Raw genomic sequence first — 18,147 nt, forward strand, 5'->3', positions numbered from 1 at the left:
GGATCGCGATGCCGGTCGCGCTGATCGATGCCGGCGGCGCCAACCTGGGTTCCGTGCGCTATGCACTGGAACGTCTCGGCATCGCGCCTCGAATCGTGCGCGATGCCGACGAACTGGCTCGCGCCGGGCGCATCATCCTGCCTGGCGTGGGCGCCGCAGCGCCGGCGATGGCGGCGCTGCGCGAGCGCGGACTGGACGCGGCATTGCGCAAGGCCGACGTGCCAGTGATGGGCATCTGCCTCGGCATGCAGCTGCTGTACGACAGTTCCGAAGAAGGCAGCGTGCAGTGCCTGGGCCTGATACCCGGTCGCGTACGTCGCTTGCTGCCGACGGCGGGCGTGCGCGTTCCGCACATGGGCTGGAATCCGCTGCGCGATGTCGCCGGGCAACCCTTGCTGGAAGGCATCCGCGACGGCGACTGCGTCTACTTCGTGCATGGCTATGCGGCACCGGTCGGCGAAGACACCGTCGCTACCTGCCGTCACGGCGAAACCTTCAGCGCGATCGTGCGGCGTGGCATCCATTGCGGCGCGCAGTTCCATCCGGAGCGTTCCGCCGGTCCCGGCGCGCGCCTGCTGGCGAACTTCCTGCGGTGGCAGCCATGATCCCGCCACCGCCTTGCGCGACATTCCAGGTCTATCCGGCGATCGACGTGCGTGCGGGCCGCGTGGTGCGGCTGGCGCAGGGCGACTATGCGCGCGAGACCCGTTACGACGACGATCCGCTGGCGCTCGCCACGCGCTATGCGGCCGCTGGTGCGCGATGGCTGCACCTCGTCGACCTGGACGCTGCGCGCGCAGGCGGTTACACGCTGCAGGCACTGCTGACGCGGATCAAGGGCGACACCGGATTGTCGGTACAGACGGGCGGCGGCGTGCGCAGCGAAACGGATGTCGAACGCCTGCTGGAGCTCGGGGCCGATCGCGTCGTGATCGGATCGCTGTCGGTCAGCGCGCCGGCACGCATCGCCGCATGGATCGGACGCTACGGCAGCGCGAACCTGACGATCGCGCTGGATGCACGCTGCGCGCCTGATGGACGCTGGTTTCCGGCCACGCATGGCTGGACCCGACAGGGACGACGCACGTTGAGCACGTTGGTGCGCTTCTATACCCGTTCCGGCCTGCAGCACCTGCTGTGCACCGACATCGCCCGCGACGGCATGTTGTCGGGGCCGAACCTGCAGCTGTATGCGTTGTTGCGGCAATGGGCGCCGCAGATCGAACTGCAGGCTTCCGGCGGTGTGCGCGGCATCGAAGACGTCCGTGGGGCGCGCGAGGCCGGCTGCAGCGGCATCGTGCTGGGCAAGGCGCTGCTGGAAGGACGCATGGACCTGTCGCAGGCGCTGTCGTGCTGAGCCGGCGCATCATCCCGTGTCTGGATGTGCGCGACGGACGCGTAGTCAAGGGCGTGCGCTTCCGCGACCACGTCGACATGGGCGATATCGTCGCGCTGGCGGCGCGCTATCGCGACGAGGGCGCTGACGAACTGGTGTTCTACGACATCGGTGCCAGTCCGCAGGGGCGCAGCGTCGATCCGGCCTGGGTCGAACGTGTCGCACGCGCGCTCGACATACCGTTCTGCGTTGCCGGTGGCATCGGCGATGTCGAATCGGCGCGGCGCGTGCTGCACGCCGGTGCCGACAAGATCTCGGTCAATACCCCGGCCCTGCAACGGCCTGGCCTGATTTCGGAACTGGCCGACGCGTTCGGGGTGCAGTGCGTCGTCGTCGGCATCGATTCGCAGCGCGACGCGGATGGCGAATGGCGCGTACGCAGCCACACCGGCGATCCCGATCGCATGCGCTCGCCAGGGCGGCGCACGCTGGACTGGGTGGTCGAGGCGCAGCGACTCGGCGCCGGCGAGATCGTGCTCAACTGCATGGGCAGCGACGGCGTGCGTGAGGGCTATGACATCGCACAGCTGCGTGCCGTGCGGGCAGTCTGCGAGGTGCCGCTGGTCGCGTCGGGCGGCGCCGGCAACCCCGGACATTTCGCCGAGGTGTTCCGCGATGCGGACGTCGATGGCGCATTGGCGGCCAGCGTGTTCCATGGTGGTGACATCGCGATCCCGGCGTTGAAATCCTTCCTGCGTGGACAGGGGATCGAGGTGCGCCATGAAGCCTGAGGTCGTCGAATCACTGGCCTGGTCGCGTGCGGCCGACCGGCGCGAGGGTGGGCTGCTGCCGGCCGTCGTGCAGGATGCCGGCAACCAGCGCGTGCTGATGCTCGGCTACATGTCGCGCCAGGCGCTCGAATTCACCCTGTCCAGCGGCTGGGTGACCTTCTACAGCCGCAGCCGGGCGCGCCTGTGGACCAAGGGCGAAAGCTCGGGGCATCGACTGGCGCTGGTGTCCATCGAGGCAGATTGCGATGGCGACACGCTGCTGGTGCAGGCGCGTCCGCTGGGGCCGACCTGCCATCTCGATCGCGCCAGCTGTTTCGCGGGCGCGCCGGCCAGCGTGCTGGCGACGCTCGATGCGCTCATCGCGCAGCGCGACCGCGAGCGACCCGATGGCAGTTACACCACGCAACTGTTGCAGCTCGGCGTGACGCGCGCGGCACAGAAAGTGGGCGAGGAGGGTGTCGAAACGGCGTTGGCGGCCGTCGTGCAGGACGATGCCGCGCTGCTCGGCGAAGCGGCCGACCTGACCTATCACCTGCTGGTATTGCTGCGGCTGCGCGGGCTGGGGCTGGCCGAGCTGGACGAAACCCTGCGCGGTCGCGGCGGTTGATCGCTAGACCTGCGTCGTCCCATAGGGCGCGGCCGATGTGCAGACCTGGTCGCGACCCTGCGCCTTGGCCGAATACAGCGCCAGGTCGGCCGCCATCAGCGCCGCATCGATGCTGCTGGCCGAATCCTCCGTCGACTGCACGGCATGCACGCCGATGCTCGCCGAGATGTGGATCTCCTGGCCGCCGCGCACTACGCAGGGTTCCTGCTGCAGTTGCCGGCGCAACACTTCGCCGACATCGGCGGCGGCCGCCAGGTCGTGGCCGGGCAACCCGACGATGAACTCCTCGCCTCCGTAACGCGCCAGCAACGCCTTGTACGGCCGCAGGGTATCGCCGATGCGGTGCGCGGCCCAGCGCAGGCAATCGTCGCCGACAAGGTGGCCATGCTGGTCGTTGATGTTCTTGAAATGGTCCAGGTCGATCATCAGCAGCGACAGCGGCGATCCCAGGACACGGCTTTCGCGCAGCATCGCTTCGAAGGCCTCGCGGAAATGGGTGCGGTTGTACAGCCCGGTCAATCCATCGCGACGACTGGAATCACGCAGCCTGTTGTGCGCGTCCTCGAGCTGCGCGAGGGTGCCGCGCAGTTCCTGGGTGCGTTGCGCGACCTTGCGCTCCAGGCGCAGGTTGGCGTCGCTGACGATGCGCTCGTTCTCCTGGCGCAGCGACGCATAGCGCCTGCTCAAGGCGATCGACAGCAGCAGCATTTCAAGCGCCGAACCGATCTGCACGCCGTACTCGGTGACGAAGGTCTTCGGCAGTACGCCGAACGCGACCAGGGTGAAGGACGTGGTGCCGAGCAGGAACAAGGCCCAGGCGGCCAGGAACAGCCGCGCCGGCGCGTAGCCGCGACGCAGCACGACGATGCTCGCGATCGCGATCCAGGCCACGCCGAACAGCACTGCCTTGGCCGCAATGGTGGTCGACAGGCGATACGGCATCTGCAACGCCGCCAGTGCCAGCAGCGCGAAGAAAACGATCAGCGCGAGGCTGACCCGGTTGCCCCACGGCCAGCGTTCGCGCAGTTCAAGGAAGGTGCGCGCGAACTGCTGCATGCCGATCAGGGCCAGGCAGATCGACAACGGCACGGATTTGTCGGCGAGCCAGGGCGAGTTGGGCCACAGGTATTCGTAACCCAGGCCATTGAGCGTGAACAGCACCATGCCGAACGCGGACAGGTGGAACAGATACCAGAAATAACCGGGATCGCGCAGCGTCAGCCATAGCACGAGGTTGTAGAAGAACAGCGCGACGAGGATGCCGTAGTAGATGCCGATCGCCAGCTGTGCATCGCGGGTCAGGTCGACGAAGGCGGTCGGCGTGTACAGGTCCAGCGGCACCTGCATTGAACTCTGGCTTTGTACGCGCACCAGCAGGTCGACCTGCTCGCCGAGCGGCAGGTCGAGCCAGAAATTCGGGTGCCGGTAGCGGATGCTGCGCGCTTCGAATGGCAACGAGTCGCCGCCTGCGTGGTGCACGACGCGACCATCCGGATACTTCACGTAGATGTCGATGCTGTCGCTCAGCGCGTAGCGCTGCACCAGCAGCCAGCGCTGCTCGTGGGTATTGCGGTTGACGATGCTGGCGTGGAACCAGAACGCACCCTGCTGGAAGCCGAATTCGTGGCTGCCGCCTGGCAACGGCACGAACTCGCCCGCGGCAAGCCTGCGAAAAGCGCTGGCCGTATCATCGCTGGCATGCACGTCGTGGCGATAGCGCGTGTGGTCCGTCAACGACGTCCCGGCCATGCCGGGTGACAGTTCCAGCGTCGTCTGTGCCCGCGCCCACGGGCCGGTGCATGACAGGATCAAGAACAGCGCCAGCTGCACCGGCCACCGGCTCCAACCAAAACCCATACCACCCCCTCGCATCCGGATCCCTGGCGCGCCCGCCCGCGCCTCAACGCCTCGCATGTTGCCGTCATGGAATAGCAACGCGACTTCCAGTCCCTTTCCGGACAGGCCTAGCCACGCTGTGCTGATCCGCGGCGGCATAATTCCCCTGTTGCCGCCACCGGATCGACGATGAAGCCGACGCCATTCTGCCTTCTGTTCACGCTACTTGCAGCTCCGCCGGTCATGGCGGACATGCCGTCCTGCGGCAGCGGCCACGTGTTCGACGACGCCAATGGCAATGGCGCACGGGATGCGGGCGAGGACGGCATCGCCGGCGTGAAGGTATCGGACGGCATGCGCATCGTGGAAACCGATTCCACGGGACGCTATGCGGGGCTGGGCGGCGACGCGGCGCGCACGGTTTTTCTGGTCAAGCCCGCAGGCTACGCGCCGGCATCGCGCGCCGATGGCCTGCCCGATTTCTGGCGCAACCCGCCGGCAGGGGCAGGGCATTCGTTGCGGTACGGAGGCATGGCGGCATCGTCGTGCCGGGATTTCGCGTTGCGGCGGACGCCACCACGCAAGGCGGGGATCGAAGTACTGGTATTCGCCGACCCGCAACCCAAGTCCATGGTCGACGTCGACTATTACCGCCGCGACATCGTCGAGCCCATCGCCGGCACCCATGGCGCGCAGCTGGGGATGTCGCTGGGCGATATCGTCAACGACGATCTGTCGCTGTACCCGGCGATGAACCGCATCACCGCAGGCCTGGGCGTGCCGTGGCTGCACCTGCCGGGCAATCACGATCTGGACTTCGATGCGTCGCGCGACGAGGACTCGCTGCTGAGCTTCCGCAACCTCTACGGACCGGATACGTTCGCGTGGGAAGAGCCGGAACTGGTATTCATCGGCCTGGACGACGTGATCCATCTTCCGGGACAGAAGCCTGCCTACACCGGCGGCCTGCGCGAGGACCAGTTCGCCTTTCTCGAAGCCTACCTGCGCGATGCGCCGCGCGATCGCCTGCTGGTGGTGGCGGCGCACATCCCGTTCTTCGACACGTCGAAGGTGCCCGGGCGGCCGTCGTTCCGCGTCGCCGATCGCGAACGCCTGTTCGCATTGCTCAGGGACTTTCCGCGGGTGCTGCTGCTGACCGGGCACGACCATACCCAGCGCCATGTCCGCCACGGCGCGGTCGATGGCTGGCACGGCGCTGAACCGCTGCACGAATACAACGTTGGTGCGGCCTGCGGCGCGTTCTGGAGTGGCGTCAAGGACGATGCCGGCATTCCTGACGCGACGATGAGCGACGGCACGCCCAACGGCTACGCGACGCTGCACGTGCAACCCGGCGGTGCGTACGCCTTGAGCTGGCATCCGGCGCGTCACCGCGAGCGCGCGGACTTCACCAAGGCAGTCGCGCTGCATGCGCCAGCGGTGCTGCGCCAAGGTGCCTATCCGGCCTGGGCGGTGTACGCCAATGTTTTCATGGGCCAGCAGGACCAGCGCGTCGAATACCGCATCGACGGCGGTGCGTGGAAGCCGATGACGAAGGCCTCGCGCGCCGATCCGCGGATGCTGGCCGAGAACGTCGCCGACGATGCCGTCGATGCGTTGCGCGGTTTCGACCGATCACCGGAAGCCACGCCATCGCTGCACCTGTGGCGCGGTACGCTGCCGACCGACCTGGCAATCGGCGCGCACCGTATCGAGGTTCGTGCCTTCGACGCGTGGCGCGGCGAGCAGCGTGCGTCGACGCAATACCGCCTGCAGGCGGCGGCGCCCTGACTTCGAACGGCTTCTTTGCCGCATTCGCCCAACGCACGGAGTCGAAAGATGAGCAGGACCCCCGTTCCGGAATTGCCGGTCAAGCTGTTCAAGACTGCTGCCGCATGCGAAAAATGGCTTGCCGCACATCCTGACGGTCCCGGCGTGTGGATGCAGTTCGCCAAGAAGGAACAGGGCGTGTCGTCGTTGAGCTATGCGGAGGCGGTCGATGTGGCGCTGTGCCACGGCTGGATCGATGGCCAGCTCAAGAGCCTCGATGCGCAGTTCTATCTGCGCCGCTTCACACCGCGAAGCCCACGCAGCGTCTGGTCGAAGATCAATGTCGCCAAGGCCGAAAAGCTGATCGCTTGCGGCCGCATGCAAGCGGCCGGTCTGCGCGAGATCGAGGCCGCCAAGGCCGACGGCCGCTGGGAGATCGCCTACGAACCGGCCAGCACGATGCAGGTACCCGATGAATTGGCCCGCGCGCTGGCCAACAACCGCAAGGCGAAAGCGTTCTTCGAGCAGCTGGACAGGGCCAATCGCTATGCGGTGTGCTGGCGCGTACAGACGGCGAAGAAGCCGGAAACGCGCGCGGCGCGCGTCGAAAAGCTGGTGGCGATGCTGGCCCGGGGCGAAAAGATCCACGCCTAGTTTCGTAGCGTGAAGCAGGGCTTGGCTACTGGGGTTTGGCTGCCGGTGTTTTCGCGACACCGGGCGTGTAGGGATAAGGCACCGGATCGCCCGGGACGATACTGGATTCCCATGCGCGCAGGCGCTCGCCGATGCGTGCGCCGACATCGATCTGCGGCAACGACGGCTCCTGATCTTCCTGCTTCTCGCGCTTGGCGATGGCGTCGCGGGCGAGGTCGTAGGCAGCGACGAAGTCGGTGCTGCGATTGAGGCCGTCGACCAGCCAGGCATGGCCGAAATAGGTGGCCGCCGATTCGGTGCCGCAGCCGAACGACGCGCGGTCGGCGCGCGCTGCCGTGATCAGCAGTGTGTCCGGACCGCGCAATGCCGGCAGGAAGCCACCCGAGTAGCAGGCGGAGATCACCACGACACGGTTGCGGATGCCGGACTCGTCCAGCGCCGTGCGCAGGTCCTGCGGCGTCAGCCAGTCCTCCACTACGGGTGGGAAGTGCACCGCCAGTTCGTGGTCCTCGGTACCGTGCATGGTCAGGTAGAGCAGCAACAGGTCCTGCTCGCGATCCATGGTGCTGCCGATGCGGGCCAGTGCGTCGTACAGGTTGTCGTAGGTGGCCAGCGAATGCGGCGCCTTGCCGAGGCTGTCGGCGTGGTTGATCAGGGTAACGACGCGACCCTGCGCTCCGAAACGCTGTTCGAATAGTGACTCCAGATAGACGACCTCATTGCGGAATACATTCTCTTCGCCGTCGCCGGCGAATCCGAGCACGTACAGGTCGGGTTGGCCGGGTCGTTGCGGCGCCAGTGCGGCCAGTTCGCGATCGAGTTGGCGGGCATCGCGTTCGGCCAGCACACCGTCGTCGAGCATGCGCTCAGGGGATGCGCTGTCGACAGGAATCCGATCGCCGGCTGCAGTGAAGGAGACAGGTTGGTCCGCCGCCAGTGACGTCGACAGCAGCAACAGGCAGAGCAGTGGTGCGAGGTGCATGGCGATCCGGCAGCGCGTCCGTTTCAAGCGACATCCGGGCGTATGCCCGAGAAATCCTCGACGCGGCCGTGGCCATTCGTGGCTTCGCCCAGGCGCGGCTGCGGATAGTCCTCGCGCCGGTCGACCAGCACCGTGCGCAGGCCGGCGTCGCGCGCCGCATCCAGTTCCTCGACCACGTCGGACAGGAACACGATTTCCGCAGCAGGACGGCCCAGCCGTGCAGCGATCGTGCGATAGCTGGCGGCATCGCGCTTGTGGCCGACCTCGGTGTCGAAGAACGCCGAGAACAACGGGATCAGGTCGCCGGCATCGGTATGGCCGAACAACAGCTTCTGTGCCGCGACCGACCCGGATGAATACACCGCCAGCGCATGGCCGTCGGCATGCCATTGCTTCAGCATGCGCGCTGCATCCGGATAGACCGGCGCGGTGAAATCGGCATTCAGGTAACCGTCCTGCCAGATCATGCCCTGCAGCGCCTTCAACGCGGTGTGCTTGCGATCCTGGTCGATCCAGCCCTGCAGCGTCTCGACGATCACCGCATCGGTGCAGATGCCGCCGCTCTCGGTGGCGACGATGTCCAGCCACCTGCGCACGTCGGGATCATCGCGGTTCTCGTCGACGAAATCCGGCAGCGCGTTCCTGGCGTAGGGAAACAGCACGTCCTTGACGAAGGAGATGCTGCTGGTGGTGCCTTCGATATCGGTGAGGATCAGGCGCTTGCTCATTGGCGCGTCATCCCGGCGCAAGCCGGGGCCCATGTTGATTAGCAGGTCGGAACAGCAGGGTCACGGGCAGACCAGCCTTTGGCTGTCGCAAACGCGTCCTGACAGCGTGGGAAGACGGCTTGTAGAAAATGCTCAACCGGTCTTGTCCTTCTCGTAGCGCGGGAACTTCTGCGCGATGTCGGTGCCGGTGAAATGCCCGACCCAGCCGTCCGGCTCGGTGAAGAAACGGATCGCGACGAAGCTCGGCTCCGGACCCATGTCGAACCAGTGCGTGGTGCCGTCCGGCACCGCGATCAGGTCGTTCTTGACGCATTCGATCTCGTAGACCTTGCCACCGACGTGCAGCGTGAACAGGCCGGAGCCGGCGACGAAGAAGCGCACTTCGTCTTCCTTGTGGAAATGCTCGTCGAGGAACTTGCGGCGCATTTCCTCGCGGTTCGGGTTGTCCGGCGCGATGCTGACCACGTCGACGGTCTTGAAGCCATGCTGCTGCACCAGCCGGTCGATGTCGGCCCGATAGGCGGCCATGACCTGTTCCGGCGTGGCGCCGGGCTCGATCGGCTGCGACGCCTGCCAGCGCTCGAAGGTCACGCCGATCTTGCGCAGCTCGCGCGCGATGTCGCCGCCATCGCTGCTGCTGAACTGCGGGGTGTCGGGACTGTCGTCGGCGAAGATGCGTAAACGGCTCATGGCGGCATGCGGGGTGTGGGGAGAACAAGGTTAGCAGGGTGGGCAAATACACCCATAGGGCGGGTGCGGCCCGCGAACAAGGGCGACCAAATCCTTCCACGGCTGCCGAAGCGGGCTGGGTCCCGCGCTACGCGGTATGCAGCTTGCGCAGCTCCAGTTCGCAATGGAACAGGAATTCGAAGGCTTCCAGGTGGCGGCGGGCCTCGGCCATGTCGCGGCCCCAGGCATAGAGGCCATGGCCGTCGATCAGGTAGCCCCACAGGCATTGCCGGTCGAGCAGGGCGTCGACCTGGGCGGCGAGGGTGGGCATGTCCTGTGTATTGGCGAATACCGGCACGTCGATCGCCATCTCGTGCGTGGTGTTGCCGGCAAAGGCCTTCAGCAGTTCGTAACCCTCTAGGTGGACGTGCCCTGCGCCGGCATACAGGCGCGAGGCAATGGTCTGGTTCGGCGAATGCGTATGCAGCACGCAGCCGATCTCGGGGAAGCGGCGGTAGAGCTGGGTGTGCAGGAGGGTTTCGGCGGACGGGCGATGGTCGCTGCCCATGGCCTTGCCGTCGAAATCGACCACCATGATGTCGGCCTCGTTCAGCCGACCCTTGTCGCGCCCGGACACGGTGATCGCGGCATGACGGTCATCGAGGCGGCGCGAGAAGTTGCTGCTGGTCGCCGGCGTCCAGCCGAGCGAGGACAGCTCGCGGACGTTGATGATGATCTCGCCGGCGAGCTCGCGCAGGCGATGGGAATCGTAGGACAGGGCGTTCATGCCGCGAGTGTAGCGAAACCGGCAGGATCAGGCGCTAGCGATGGCGCGACACAAAAGAAAACGGCGCGGTTGCCCGCGCCGTTTCCGATGCTCCGAAGCCGCTTACGGGCCCAGGTCGGGACCTTCGTGGAACTTCGGTGCGGGTTCGAGTTGCGGCGTATCCGTGGGCGGAGAGCGACCGGGCGCCAGGTCGCTGTTCCGGTAACCGTAGAACGCATAGACCACCAGGCCGATCACCGCCCAGCCGAAAAACAGGCTCAGCGTGTACATCGACAGGTTGAGGAACAACAGCAGACAGCCGGCGATCGCAAGCGGACACACCAGCCATACCATCGGCGTGCGGAACGGACGCGGACGGTTGGGCTGTTGCTTGCGCAGGATCATCACCGCGATCGACACCATAACGAATGCGAACAGCGTGCCGGAGTTGGAGATGTCGGCGAGCACGCCCACCGGGAACAACGCGGCGAAAGCGGCCACGAACACGCCGGTGATGATGGTGACCACGTACGGTGTATGGAAGCGCGGATGTACCTTCGACAGGATGCCCGGCAGCAGGCCGTCGCGCGACATCGTGAAGAAGATGCGGGTCTGGCCGTAGATCATCATCAGGATGACCGAGGGCAACGCCAGGGCCGCGGCCAGGCCGATCGCATTGCCCCATTTGGCGAAGCCGAGCATGCGCAGCACATGTGCCAGCGGTTCCCTGCTGCAGACCAGCGCGTCGCTGCCCTTGCAGGCTTCCGCCAGCTGCGGGCTGCCGGGATGGAAAGCCACGCCGTTGAGATCGAGCATCGGCTGCGAGCCGATCGAACCGACCGCGCCGTAGCCGACCAGCAGGTAGAAGATGGTGCAGACGCCCAACGACGCGATCAGGCCGATCGGGATGTTGCGGTTCGGGTTCTTGGTCTCCTCTGCCGCGGTCGAGACCGCGTCGAAGCCGACGTACGCGAAGAAGATCGACGCCGCGGCACCCAGCACGCCAATGCCACCGAGTGGACTGCCCCAGCCGGTCGGGAAGAACGGCTTGAAGTTTTCATCCTGCACCGCGGGGATGGCGATGATGATGAAGGCGGTCAGCGCCGCCACTTTGATCAGCACCAGCACCGCATTGACCTTTGCCGATTTGGATGTGCCGATCACCAGCAGGAAGGTCACGACCAGGGCGATGAGCAGGGCGAGCAGGTTGAAGCTTCCGCCATCCATCGGACCTGTGCGCAGGAACTCGGGCAACGGATAGCCCGCACTGATCAGCAGCCCGTTCATGTAGCCGGACCAGCCAACTGACACCGCGCACGCCGCAACCGCGTATTCAAGTACCAGCGCCCAGCCGACTGCCCAGGCCAGGCCTTCGCCGAGCACGCCGTAGGTGTAGGTGTAGGCGGAGCCGGAGACCGGCACCATCGCTGCCAGTTCGGCGTAAGCCAGTGCGGCCAGTGCGCAGACCACGGCTGCGATCACGAAGGCCAGCATCATCGCGGGGCCGGCTTTCTGGCCCGCTTCGGCGGTCAAGACGAAAATGCCGGTGCCGATGATCGCGCCGATGCCCAGCATGGTCAGTTGGAAGGCGCCAAGCTGGCGTTTGAGCGATTTCCTTTCGGCTGTAGCGAGAATCTGATCGAGCGGCTTGACACGCCAAAAAAGCATTGTGTTCTCCCCAGAAATACGAAGACGAGCGGGCAATCAGTCCGGCGGTGGGCCGCCGTGGAACCCCGGGACATTAACCGGCGTGCCGCCCGCGGCACAAGCGCCATCGGTACGCGGAACCTCGATAATGGCGACATGAATGGGATGATCGGCGGATGCCGCAGTGCAGCATGAATAGCCAAGACGGCGTTGAACGAGGCCTCCTGTGCGCGGCATTGTCCGAGTACCGCCGGCGCTGGGAAGCGGAGGCGGACATCGTCGGGGAATTCGTCGCGCTGCTGGCCGATGGCGCGAATCCCTTCGTGCGCGAACGACTGTCCGGACACTTCACCGGTTCCGCGTGGCTGGTCAGCAGCGATGACAGGCGCGTGCTGCTGACCCACCACCGCAAGCTCGATCGCTGGCTGCAGCTGGGCGGACATGCCGACGGCGATGTCGACCTGCAACGCGTCGCGCTGAGGGAGGCGGAAGAAGAGTCGGGTCTCGCGGGACTGTCGGTCGAACCGACGATCTTCGACATCGACCGCCACTGGATTCCGGAACGTCGCGAAGTGCCCGGACACTGGCATTACGACGTGCGTTACGTGGTGCGCGCCGGCATTACGGAAACGTTCGTGGTCAGCGACGAATCGCACGCGCTGGCATGGCGCGACATCGCGTCGCTGGCGCAGGATGCGGCGCTGGATGCATCGTTGCGACGGATGGCGCGCAAATGGCTGGCGCTTGCTGCATAGGGCAAAGCTTTCATTGCGGGGTTATTCGCAAGAGGAGACGAATTGCCGCAACTCCACCCGTGATCTGGTTGTCATGCCGCGCGCGGCGAGGGACCTCTTGGCGACGCATTGAAACAGGTCCTCGCTACGCCTTGGATGACAGCGAATGTGTCAGTCCGCGCGGCCGGCGAATTCGCCTGTGGCGGTATTGACCAGTACGCGCTCGCCGACCTTGATGTATTCGGGCACCTGGATCTCGATGCCGGTCGACAGTGTGGCCGGTTTCGGCCGCTTGGTTGCGGTGCCGCCCTTGAGTTCCGGTGGCGTGTCGGTGACTTCCAGGGTCACGCTCTGCGGCAACTGCAGCGCCACCGGCTGGTCGTCGATGATCTGCACGTAGCAGCCGGCGAGGCCGTCGCTGATGTAGCCGCTGTCGTCGCCGACCACGTCGGCATCGAGCGAGTACGGCGTGTAGTCCTCGTCGTCGAGGAACACGAAGGCGTCGCCATCCTTGTACGAGAACGTCGCCTGCCGCCGCGACAGCTCGACTTCCTTCAGTTCGTCATCGCCGCCCAGGCTGAGGTCGTACTTGCTGCCGCCGGGCACGGAATACATCGTGAAACGGAACTTGACGTTGCCGCCGCGGCCCTGCGGCGAACTGCGTTCGATGTCGCGCACCTGGTACACGGTACCGTTGTGTTCGACCACGTTTCCTTTTTTGACGTCGTAGGCTTTCATTGAGATGCCGTGATTGGTGATTGGTGATTGGTGATTGGTGATTGGTGATTGGTGATTCGATCAGGCCGGGCTGTCGGGTCGCTTCTACGAATCACGTATCACGTATCACGAATCCCGAATCACGGCTTTACTTGGGCGCCAACCGCACCGCGCCATCGAGGCGGATCGTCTCGCCGTTGAGGTAACGGTTCTGCAGGATGTAGGCGACCAGGTCGGCGAACTCTTCGGGCTTGCCGAGGCGTGACGGGAACGGAATCGATGCGCCCAGCGACTGCTGCACTTCAGCTGGCATGCCGTCGACCATCGGCGTCCAGAAGATGCCCGGCGCCACGGTCATGACGCGGATGCCGAAGCGCGACAGTTCGCGCGCCATCGGCAGGGTCATGGCGACCACGCCGCCCTTGGAGGCGGAATACGCCGCCTGGCCGATCTGGCCTTCGTAGGCGGCGACCGAGGCGGTGTTGACGATGATGCCACGCTCGCCGTCGTCGCCGGCGGCGTTGTGCTGCATCAGCGCTGCAGCAGCCTTGGCGACATTGAAGCTGCCGACCAGGTTGACCATTACCGTGCCGGCGAAGTTCTTCAGCGGCATCGCGCCTTCCTTGCCGAGCACGCGGCCGGCGCCGAGGATGCCGGCGCAGTTGATCGCCGCATTCAGGCCGCCGAGGAAGGTGTGGGCGGCCTCGACATTGGCGACCACTCCGGCCTCGTCGGTGACGTCGGTGCGGAAGTAGCGTGCGTTCGCTTCGCCCAGTGCGGCGACCGCGGCAGCGGCCTTGTCGTCGTTGACGTCGAACAGCGCGACCTTGCCGCCGTGGGCAACCAGGTGCTGTGCGACGGCCAGGCCGAGGCCTGACACGCCGCCGGTGACGATGGCGCGGACGGTATCGAGTTGCATGGGGCGTCCTGCGTTATCGAAACGGCGATTTTACCTGCAGATCGAGCAGGTAGAAGGTATTGCAACCGCCGTGGCCGGTGGCGCCGAGCGGGCCGTCGATGCGGCGGAAACCGCTGCGTTCGTACAGGCGTCTTGCGGCATCCATGCCGGCCAGCGTTTCCAGGTAGCAGTGCCTGAAGCCGAAGCCGCGCGCGCTGTCCAGGCAGCGCGCCATCAATGCGGCACCGGCACCGAGTCCGCGCAGCGATGGCAGGAAATACATCTTGCGCAGTTCGCAGGTGTCGTCGTCGCCGCCTTCCAGCGGCGCGATTCCGCCTCCGCCCTGGATCGCGCCTGCATGTTCGATGACGAAGTAGGAGCTGCGCGCAGCGCCGTAGGCACGGCTCATCCAGTCCACTTCGGGATCGTTGATGGCGAAACCGTCGCCGATGGCGCCGAACTCCGGCATCACGCTGCGGATGATGCCGGCGACGGCCAGGTCGTCGCGTGGTTCGATCGGACGGATCTTGAAGACGCTGCTTGTTTCAGGCATGTGCGAAGTCGGGACTCCGGCCCAGACGGTGGACGAATTCATCGGGCGCCAGGCCCGGTGCGAACAGGAAGCCCTGTCCGACCGGCACACCCAACTGCAGCAGGAACTGGCGCTGCGCCTCGGATTCCACGCCCTCGGCGACCAGGCCGAGGCCGAGGCTGCGCGCGATCGCCGCCACGGCCCGGCATACGGCGACATCGGACTGGTTGTCGGGCACGCCCTGCACGAAAAGCTGGCTGAGCTTGAGGCCGTGGATCGGCAGGCGGCGCACGTAGTTGAGCGCACTGTAGCCTTCGCCGAAATCGTCGATGGTCAGCATCACGCCCAGTTCGCGCAGCGCCATGAAGGTGTTGACGGTATCGGGCGCATCCTCGATCAACACGCGTTCGGTGAATTCCAACTCCAGCGCGCTGCCGGGAAGATCGAATTCTGCGAGCGCATCGCGCACGCTGATGGCGAGGTCTTCGGCCAGGAACTGGCGGTACGACACGTTGATCGCGACACGGATGATGCCGTGGCCCTGTTCGCGCCATTCATGCACCTGCCGGCATGCCTCGCGCAGGACCCAGCCGCCGATGCGGACGATGTCGCCAGTGGTTTCGGCGTGGCTGATGAACAGGTCCGGGCGCATCTCGCCAAGCTGGTGGTTTTCCCAGCGGATCAGCGCTTCCGCTGCGATCACCCGCCCTTGGCGGAGATCGACCTGCGGCTGGTAGACCAGGTGGAACTCGTCGTTGTCGGCGGCGCGGCGCAGGTGCGTTTCGATCTGCAGGCGATCCTGCTGTCGCTGGGCCAGCTCAGGAGTGAACGCCTGCCAGCCGTTGCGCACGCGGCGCTTGCTGTCGTACATCGCCGCGTCCGCGTTCTGGATCAGCTGCTGCGGACGATTGCCGTCTTCCGGCGCGTAGGCGATGCCGACACTGACGGTGATGGTGAACTCGTCGTCGCCGAAGCGGAAGCCGTCGCTGAAGGCGGACAACAGCGCGTTTGCCAGCCGTTCCGGGCGCGAGTGGTCGTCGCCGATGGCGCAGACGATCAGGAATTCGTCGCCGCCGAAGCGTGCGATCAGGCCTTCATGGCCCGCGGCGCCGACGATGCGCTGCGCGGCGGTGACCAGCAGTTCGTCGCCGGCTGCGTGGCCGAGGACGTCGTTCACCGTCTTGAAGCGGTCGAGGTCGACGTACAGCACCGCGATCCTGTTCTGGCTTGGGCTGGCCAGCATCGCCGACAGTTCGCCGAGGATCGCGTCGCGGTTCATCAGGCCGGTCAACGGATCTGTACGCGCCTGCACGCGCAGCACGTCTTCGGCCTGCTTGCGTTGGGTGATGTCCTGGATCGTGCCGCTCAGCCGCGTCGCGCTGGGATTGCCGGCCTCGCTTTCACCGATCATGCGGATCCACAGCAGATGGCCGTCTTCGCGCTGCCCCTGCAATTCCAGGTCGAAGCCGACGTTGATGTCGACCAGGTGCCCCAGTGCCGCCTGCAGAGGCCGCCGGTATTGCGGGCGCAGGCAGTCGAGCAGTTCCGGCATCGTCTGTGGCGGATGCGCGCGACCGAGGATGCGCCGCACTTCACCGGTGAGATACAGCTGCTGGTTGACGCGATCCCACTCCCAGCCACCGACGTGCGCCAGCGCCTGGGTGCGATCGAACAGCGCGTTGTCGCGCTTGAGCGCGGTGACGTCGCTGAACAGTGCGAATACGTGTTCAGGTTGCGAGCCGCCCGGAGAAAACACCGGTACATTGGTGACCGAGATCCAGGTCATCTGCCGGCTCGGGATGTGGAACATGCCCAGCACGGTGCTTTCGATGATCTGTCCGGTCTGCATGGCGCGCACGGTCGGTTGCTGCGCCGGGGTCAGTTCGTCGCCATTCTCGTCGACGATCTTCCAGTCTTCCGGATTGAACTTGCGCTCCAGGCTTTCGCTGGAGCCGACGCCGAAGATGCGGTGCGCGGCCGGATTGGCCGACACCACGCGTACCTGTCCGGGATCGGCATGGAACAGGATCACGCCCTTGTCGATCGACTCCAGCAGCAGGCGGTACCTGGATTCGGATTCCCAGCGCGTGCTCAGGTCGCGCGCCACCGCGAGGATGCAGCGCCGGCCTTCGTATTCGATATTGGCCGAATGCACTTCCACCGGAAAGCGGGTGCCGTCGGCGCGCATGTTGGTGACTTCGATCTCGTAGCTGTCGCCGCGATCGAGGGCCTCGAGCACCGGGTCCATGTGGTCGCGCGGCAGGTCCGGGTTGAGCACGTGGATCGGGCGCCCGACGATGTTCTCGCGCGGACGCTGATACGCCGCCACGCCGGCTGCATTGAGGTCGAGCACGGTGCCATCGACATCGAGGATGCTGGTCGGGTCCGGCACCGCGTCGAACAGCGCGCGATAGCGTTTGCGCGCAGCTTCGGCTTCAGCCAGTACGGTGCGCAGGGCCTCGCTGGCCTGTGCGAGCAGGGCGCGCGTGGCCGATGGCAGGCCGTCGTCGCCGCAGGCGCGTTCCAGTGCCGGCAAGGTATCCGCCACCGCCTTGCCGGAATCGTTGCCGGACGGCGGGGCGGTGCTCATGCGGCGGCCAATGCCTTGCCCACGCGGCTGCCGGTCTCGCGGCCGAGCAGGGCCGACAACCAGCGGCCGGTGTCGGCGAGCTTGTCCAGATCGATTCCGGTCGCGATGCCCAGGCCATGCAGCATGTACACGACGTCCTCGCTGGCGACGTTGCCGCTGGCACCCTTTGCGTATGGGCAACCGCCGGTGCCGCCGACGGCGGCGTCGATCACCGCCACGCCCTCTTCCAGGCACGCGAGGATATTGGCCAGTGCCTGGCCGTAGGTGTCGTGGAAGTGGATCGCCAGCGCCGGCATCGGCACTTCCGCGGCGACCGCTTTCAGCATCGCGCGCGCCTTCTGCGGAGTGCCTACGCCGATGGTGTCGCCGAGCGAGACTTCATAGCAGCCAAGCCCGTGCAGCCGCGTGGCGACGCGCACCACGTCGGCGACCGGCACTTCTCCCTGGTAGGGACAGCCGAGCACCGTGGAGACGTAGCCGCGCACGCGCACGCCGTCGTTCGCAGCGCGTTCCAGCACGGGTCGGAAGCGCTCGATCGATTCGTCGATGCCGGCGTTGACGTTCTTGCGATTGAAGGCTTCCGACGCGGCGGTGAACACCGCGACTTCTTCGGCGCCGACCGCACGTGCACGGTCGTAGCCCTGTTCGTTCGGCACCAGCACCGGATAGGCAATGCCGGGCCTGCGTTCGATGCCAGCGAATACCTCGGCCGCGTCGGCCAGTTGCGGGATCCACTTCGGGCTGACGAAACTGGTCGCCTCGATCGTGCGCAGCCCGGTCGCCGACAGGCGGTCGACCAGCGCGATCTTGTCGGCGGTGGCGACCATGGTTTTCTCGTTCTGCAGGCCGTCGCGCGGCCCGACCTCGACGATGCGTACGTGTTGCTGCAT

General features: G+C 66.0%; 18 protein-coding genes. 7 read left to right on the forward strand and 11 right to left on the reverse strand.

From position 1 onward, the window contains the following. The first annotated feature begins 8 nt into the window (after positions 1–8). From hisH to hisIE, 4 genes are read left to right on the forward strand one after another with little or no spacing between them, the layout of a single operon-like run. Positions 9–605, forward strand: a complete 597-nt coding sequence (hisH, locus tag IP90_RS07120; protein WP_144899238.1) for an imidazole glycerol phosphate synthase subunit HisH — start codon at positions 9–11, stop codon at positions 603–605. Beyond that, positions 602–1,357, forward strand: coding sequence for a 1-(5-phosphoribosyl)-5-[(5-phosphoribosylamino)methylideneamino]imidazole-4-carboxamide isomerase (locus tag IP90_RS07125; protein WP_144898924.1), 756 nt, complete (start codon positions 602–604; stop codon positions 1,355–1,357). Before hisH ends, IP90_RS07125 begins: the two co-directional genes overlap by 4 nt. Then, complete coding sequence (gene hisF / locus IP90_RS07130; RefSeq protein WP_144898925.1) at positions 1,351–2,127, forward strand: imidazole glycerol phosphate synthase subunit HisF; 777 nt, start codon at positions 1,351–1,353, stop codon at positions 2,125–2,127. Before IP90_RS07125 ends, hisF begins: the two co-directional genes overlap by 7 nt. Beyond that, a complete protein-coding gene (hisIE, locus tag IP90_RS07135) occupies positions 2,117–2,734 on the forward strand; it encodes a bifunctional phosphoribosyl-AMP cyclohydrolase/phosphoribosyl-ATP diphosphatase HisIE (protein WP_144898926.1) in 618 nt (205 codons plus the stop codon). Before hisF ends, hisIE begins: the two co-directional genes overlap by 11 nt. A 3-nt stretch (positions 2,735–2,737) precedes the next feature. Here hisIE and IP90_RS07140 read toward each other — a convergent pair whose 3' ends face one another. After that, a complete protein-coding gene (locus IP90_RS07140) occupies positions 2,738–4,546 on the reverse strand; it encodes a sensor domain-containing diguanylate cyclase (protein ID WP_158635299.1) in 1,809 nt (602 codons plus the stop codon). Between the two features lie 213 nt (positions 4,547–4,759). Between IP90_RS07140 and IP90_RS07145 the strand changes: the two genes are divergently transcribed. Beyond that, a complete protein-coding gene (locus tag IP90_RS07145) occupies positions 4,760–6,361 on the forward strand; it encodes a calcineurin-like phosphoesterase family protein (protein WP_425477077.1) in 1,602 nt (533 codons plus the stop codon). A 48-nt stretch (positions 6,362–6,409) separates the two neighbouring features. Further along, positions 6,410–6,994 (forward strand): YdeI/OmpD-associated family protein, encoded by a 585-nt coding sequence (locus IP90_RS07150; RefSeq protein WP_144898929.1) that lies wholly within the window; start codon positions 6,410–6,412, stop codon positions 6,992–6,994. 25 nt (positions 6,995–7,019) lie between these two features. On the opposite strand, the gene IP90_RS07155 is transcribed toward IP90_RS07150, so the two are convergent. From IP90_RS07155 to IP90_RS07175, 5 genes are all read right to left on the reverse strand, one after another. Then, entirely contained in the window at positions 7,020–7,856 is an 837-nt protein-coding gene (locus tag IP90_RS07155; protein ID WP_242007515.1) for a C13 family peptidase, read from the reverse strand. A 143-nt stretch (positions 7,857–7,999) separates the two neighbouring features. After that, positions 8,000–8,704: an acireductone synthase gene (gene mtnC / locus IP90_RS07160; RefSeq protein ID WP_144898930.1), complete on the reverse strand. Its 705-nt coding sequence runs from the start codon at positions 8,702–8,704 to the stop codon at positions 8,000–8,002. 132 nt (positions 8,705–8,836) lie between these two features. Next, complete coding sequence (locus tag IP90_RS07165; RefSeq protein ID WP_144898931.1) at positions 8,837–9,394, reverse strand: 1,2-dihydroxy-3-keto-5-methylthiopentene dioxygenase; 558 nt, start codon at positions 9,392–9,394, stop codon at positions 8,837–8,839. Between the two features lie 127 nt (positions 9,395–9,521). Beyond that, the gene (locus tag IP90_RS07170) at positions 9,522–10,160 is read right to left on the reverse strand and encodes a methylthioribulose 1-phosphate dehydratase (RefSeq protein ID WP_144898932.1); all 639 of its coding nucleotides are present in this window, start codon (positions 10,158–10,160) and stop codon (positions 9,522–9,524) included. Positions 10,161–10,262: 102 nt separating this feature from the next. Then, complete coding sequence (locus IP90_RS07175; RefSeq protein WP_144898933.1) at positions 10,263–11,807, reverse strand: amino acid permease; 1,545 nt, start codon at positions 11,805–11,807, stop codon at positions 10,263–10,265. A gap of 155 nt (positions 11,808–11,962) precedes the next feature. Here IP90_RS07175 and IP90_RS07180 point away from each other — a divergent pair, with 155 nt between their 5' ends. Further along, the gene (locus IP90_RS07180) at positions 11,963–12,541 is read left to right on the forward strand and encodes an NUDIX hydrolase (protein ID WP_425477078.1); all 579 of its coding nucleotides are present in this window, start codon (positions 11,963–11,965) and stop codon (positions 12,539–12,541) included. A 150-nt stretch (positions 12,542–12,691) separates the two neighbouring features. Here the strand turns inward: IP90_RS07180 and yeiP are convergent, their stop codons facing one another. The 5 genes from yeiP to IP90_RS07205 form a co-directional block, all read right to left on the reverse strand. After that, positions 12,692–13,258: an elongation factor P-like protein YeiP gene (gene yeiP / locus IP90_RS07185; RefSeq protein ID WP_144898935.1), complete on the reverse strand. Its 567-nt coding sequence runs from the start codon at positions 13,256–13,258 to the stop codon at positions 12,692–12,694. Positions 13,259–13,385: 127 nt separating this feature from the next. After that, entirely contained in the window at positions 13,386–14,156 is a 771-nt protein-coding gene (locus IP90_RS07190) for an SDR family NAD(P)-dependent oxidoreductase (protein ID WP_144898936.1), read from the reverse strand. A gap of 13 nt (positions 14,157–14,169) precedes the next feature. Further along, on the reverse strand, positions 14,170–14,688 hold the full coding sequence (locus IP90_RS07195; protein WP_144898937.1) for a GNAT family N-acetyltransferase: 519 nt from the start codon (positions 14,686–14,688) through the stop codon (positions 14,170–14,172). After that, positions 14,681–17,257, reverse strand: coding sequence for a sensor domain-containing protein (locus tag IP90_RS07200; RefSeq protein ID WP_144898938.1), 2,577 nt, complete (start codon positions 17,255–17,257; stop codon positions 14,681–14,683). The genes IP90_RS07195 and IP90_RS07200 overlap by 8 nt, the downstream gene beginning before the upstream one ends. Continuing rightward, positions 17,254–18,147, reverse strand: a complete 894-nt coding sequence (locus IP90_RS07205; RefSeq protein WP_144899240.1) for a hydroxymethylglutaryl-CoA lyase — start codon at positions 18,145–18,147, stop codon at positions 17,254–17,256. The genes IP90_RS07200 and IP90_RS07205 overlap by 4 nt, the downstream gene beginning before the upstream one ends.

It is taken from the genome of Luteimonas cucumeris, assembly GCF_007830035.1.
Taxonomy (GTDB): domain Bacteria; phylum Pseudomonadota; class Gammaproteobacteria; order Xanthomonadales; family Xanthomonadaceae; genus Luteimonas_C; species Luteimonas_C cucumeris.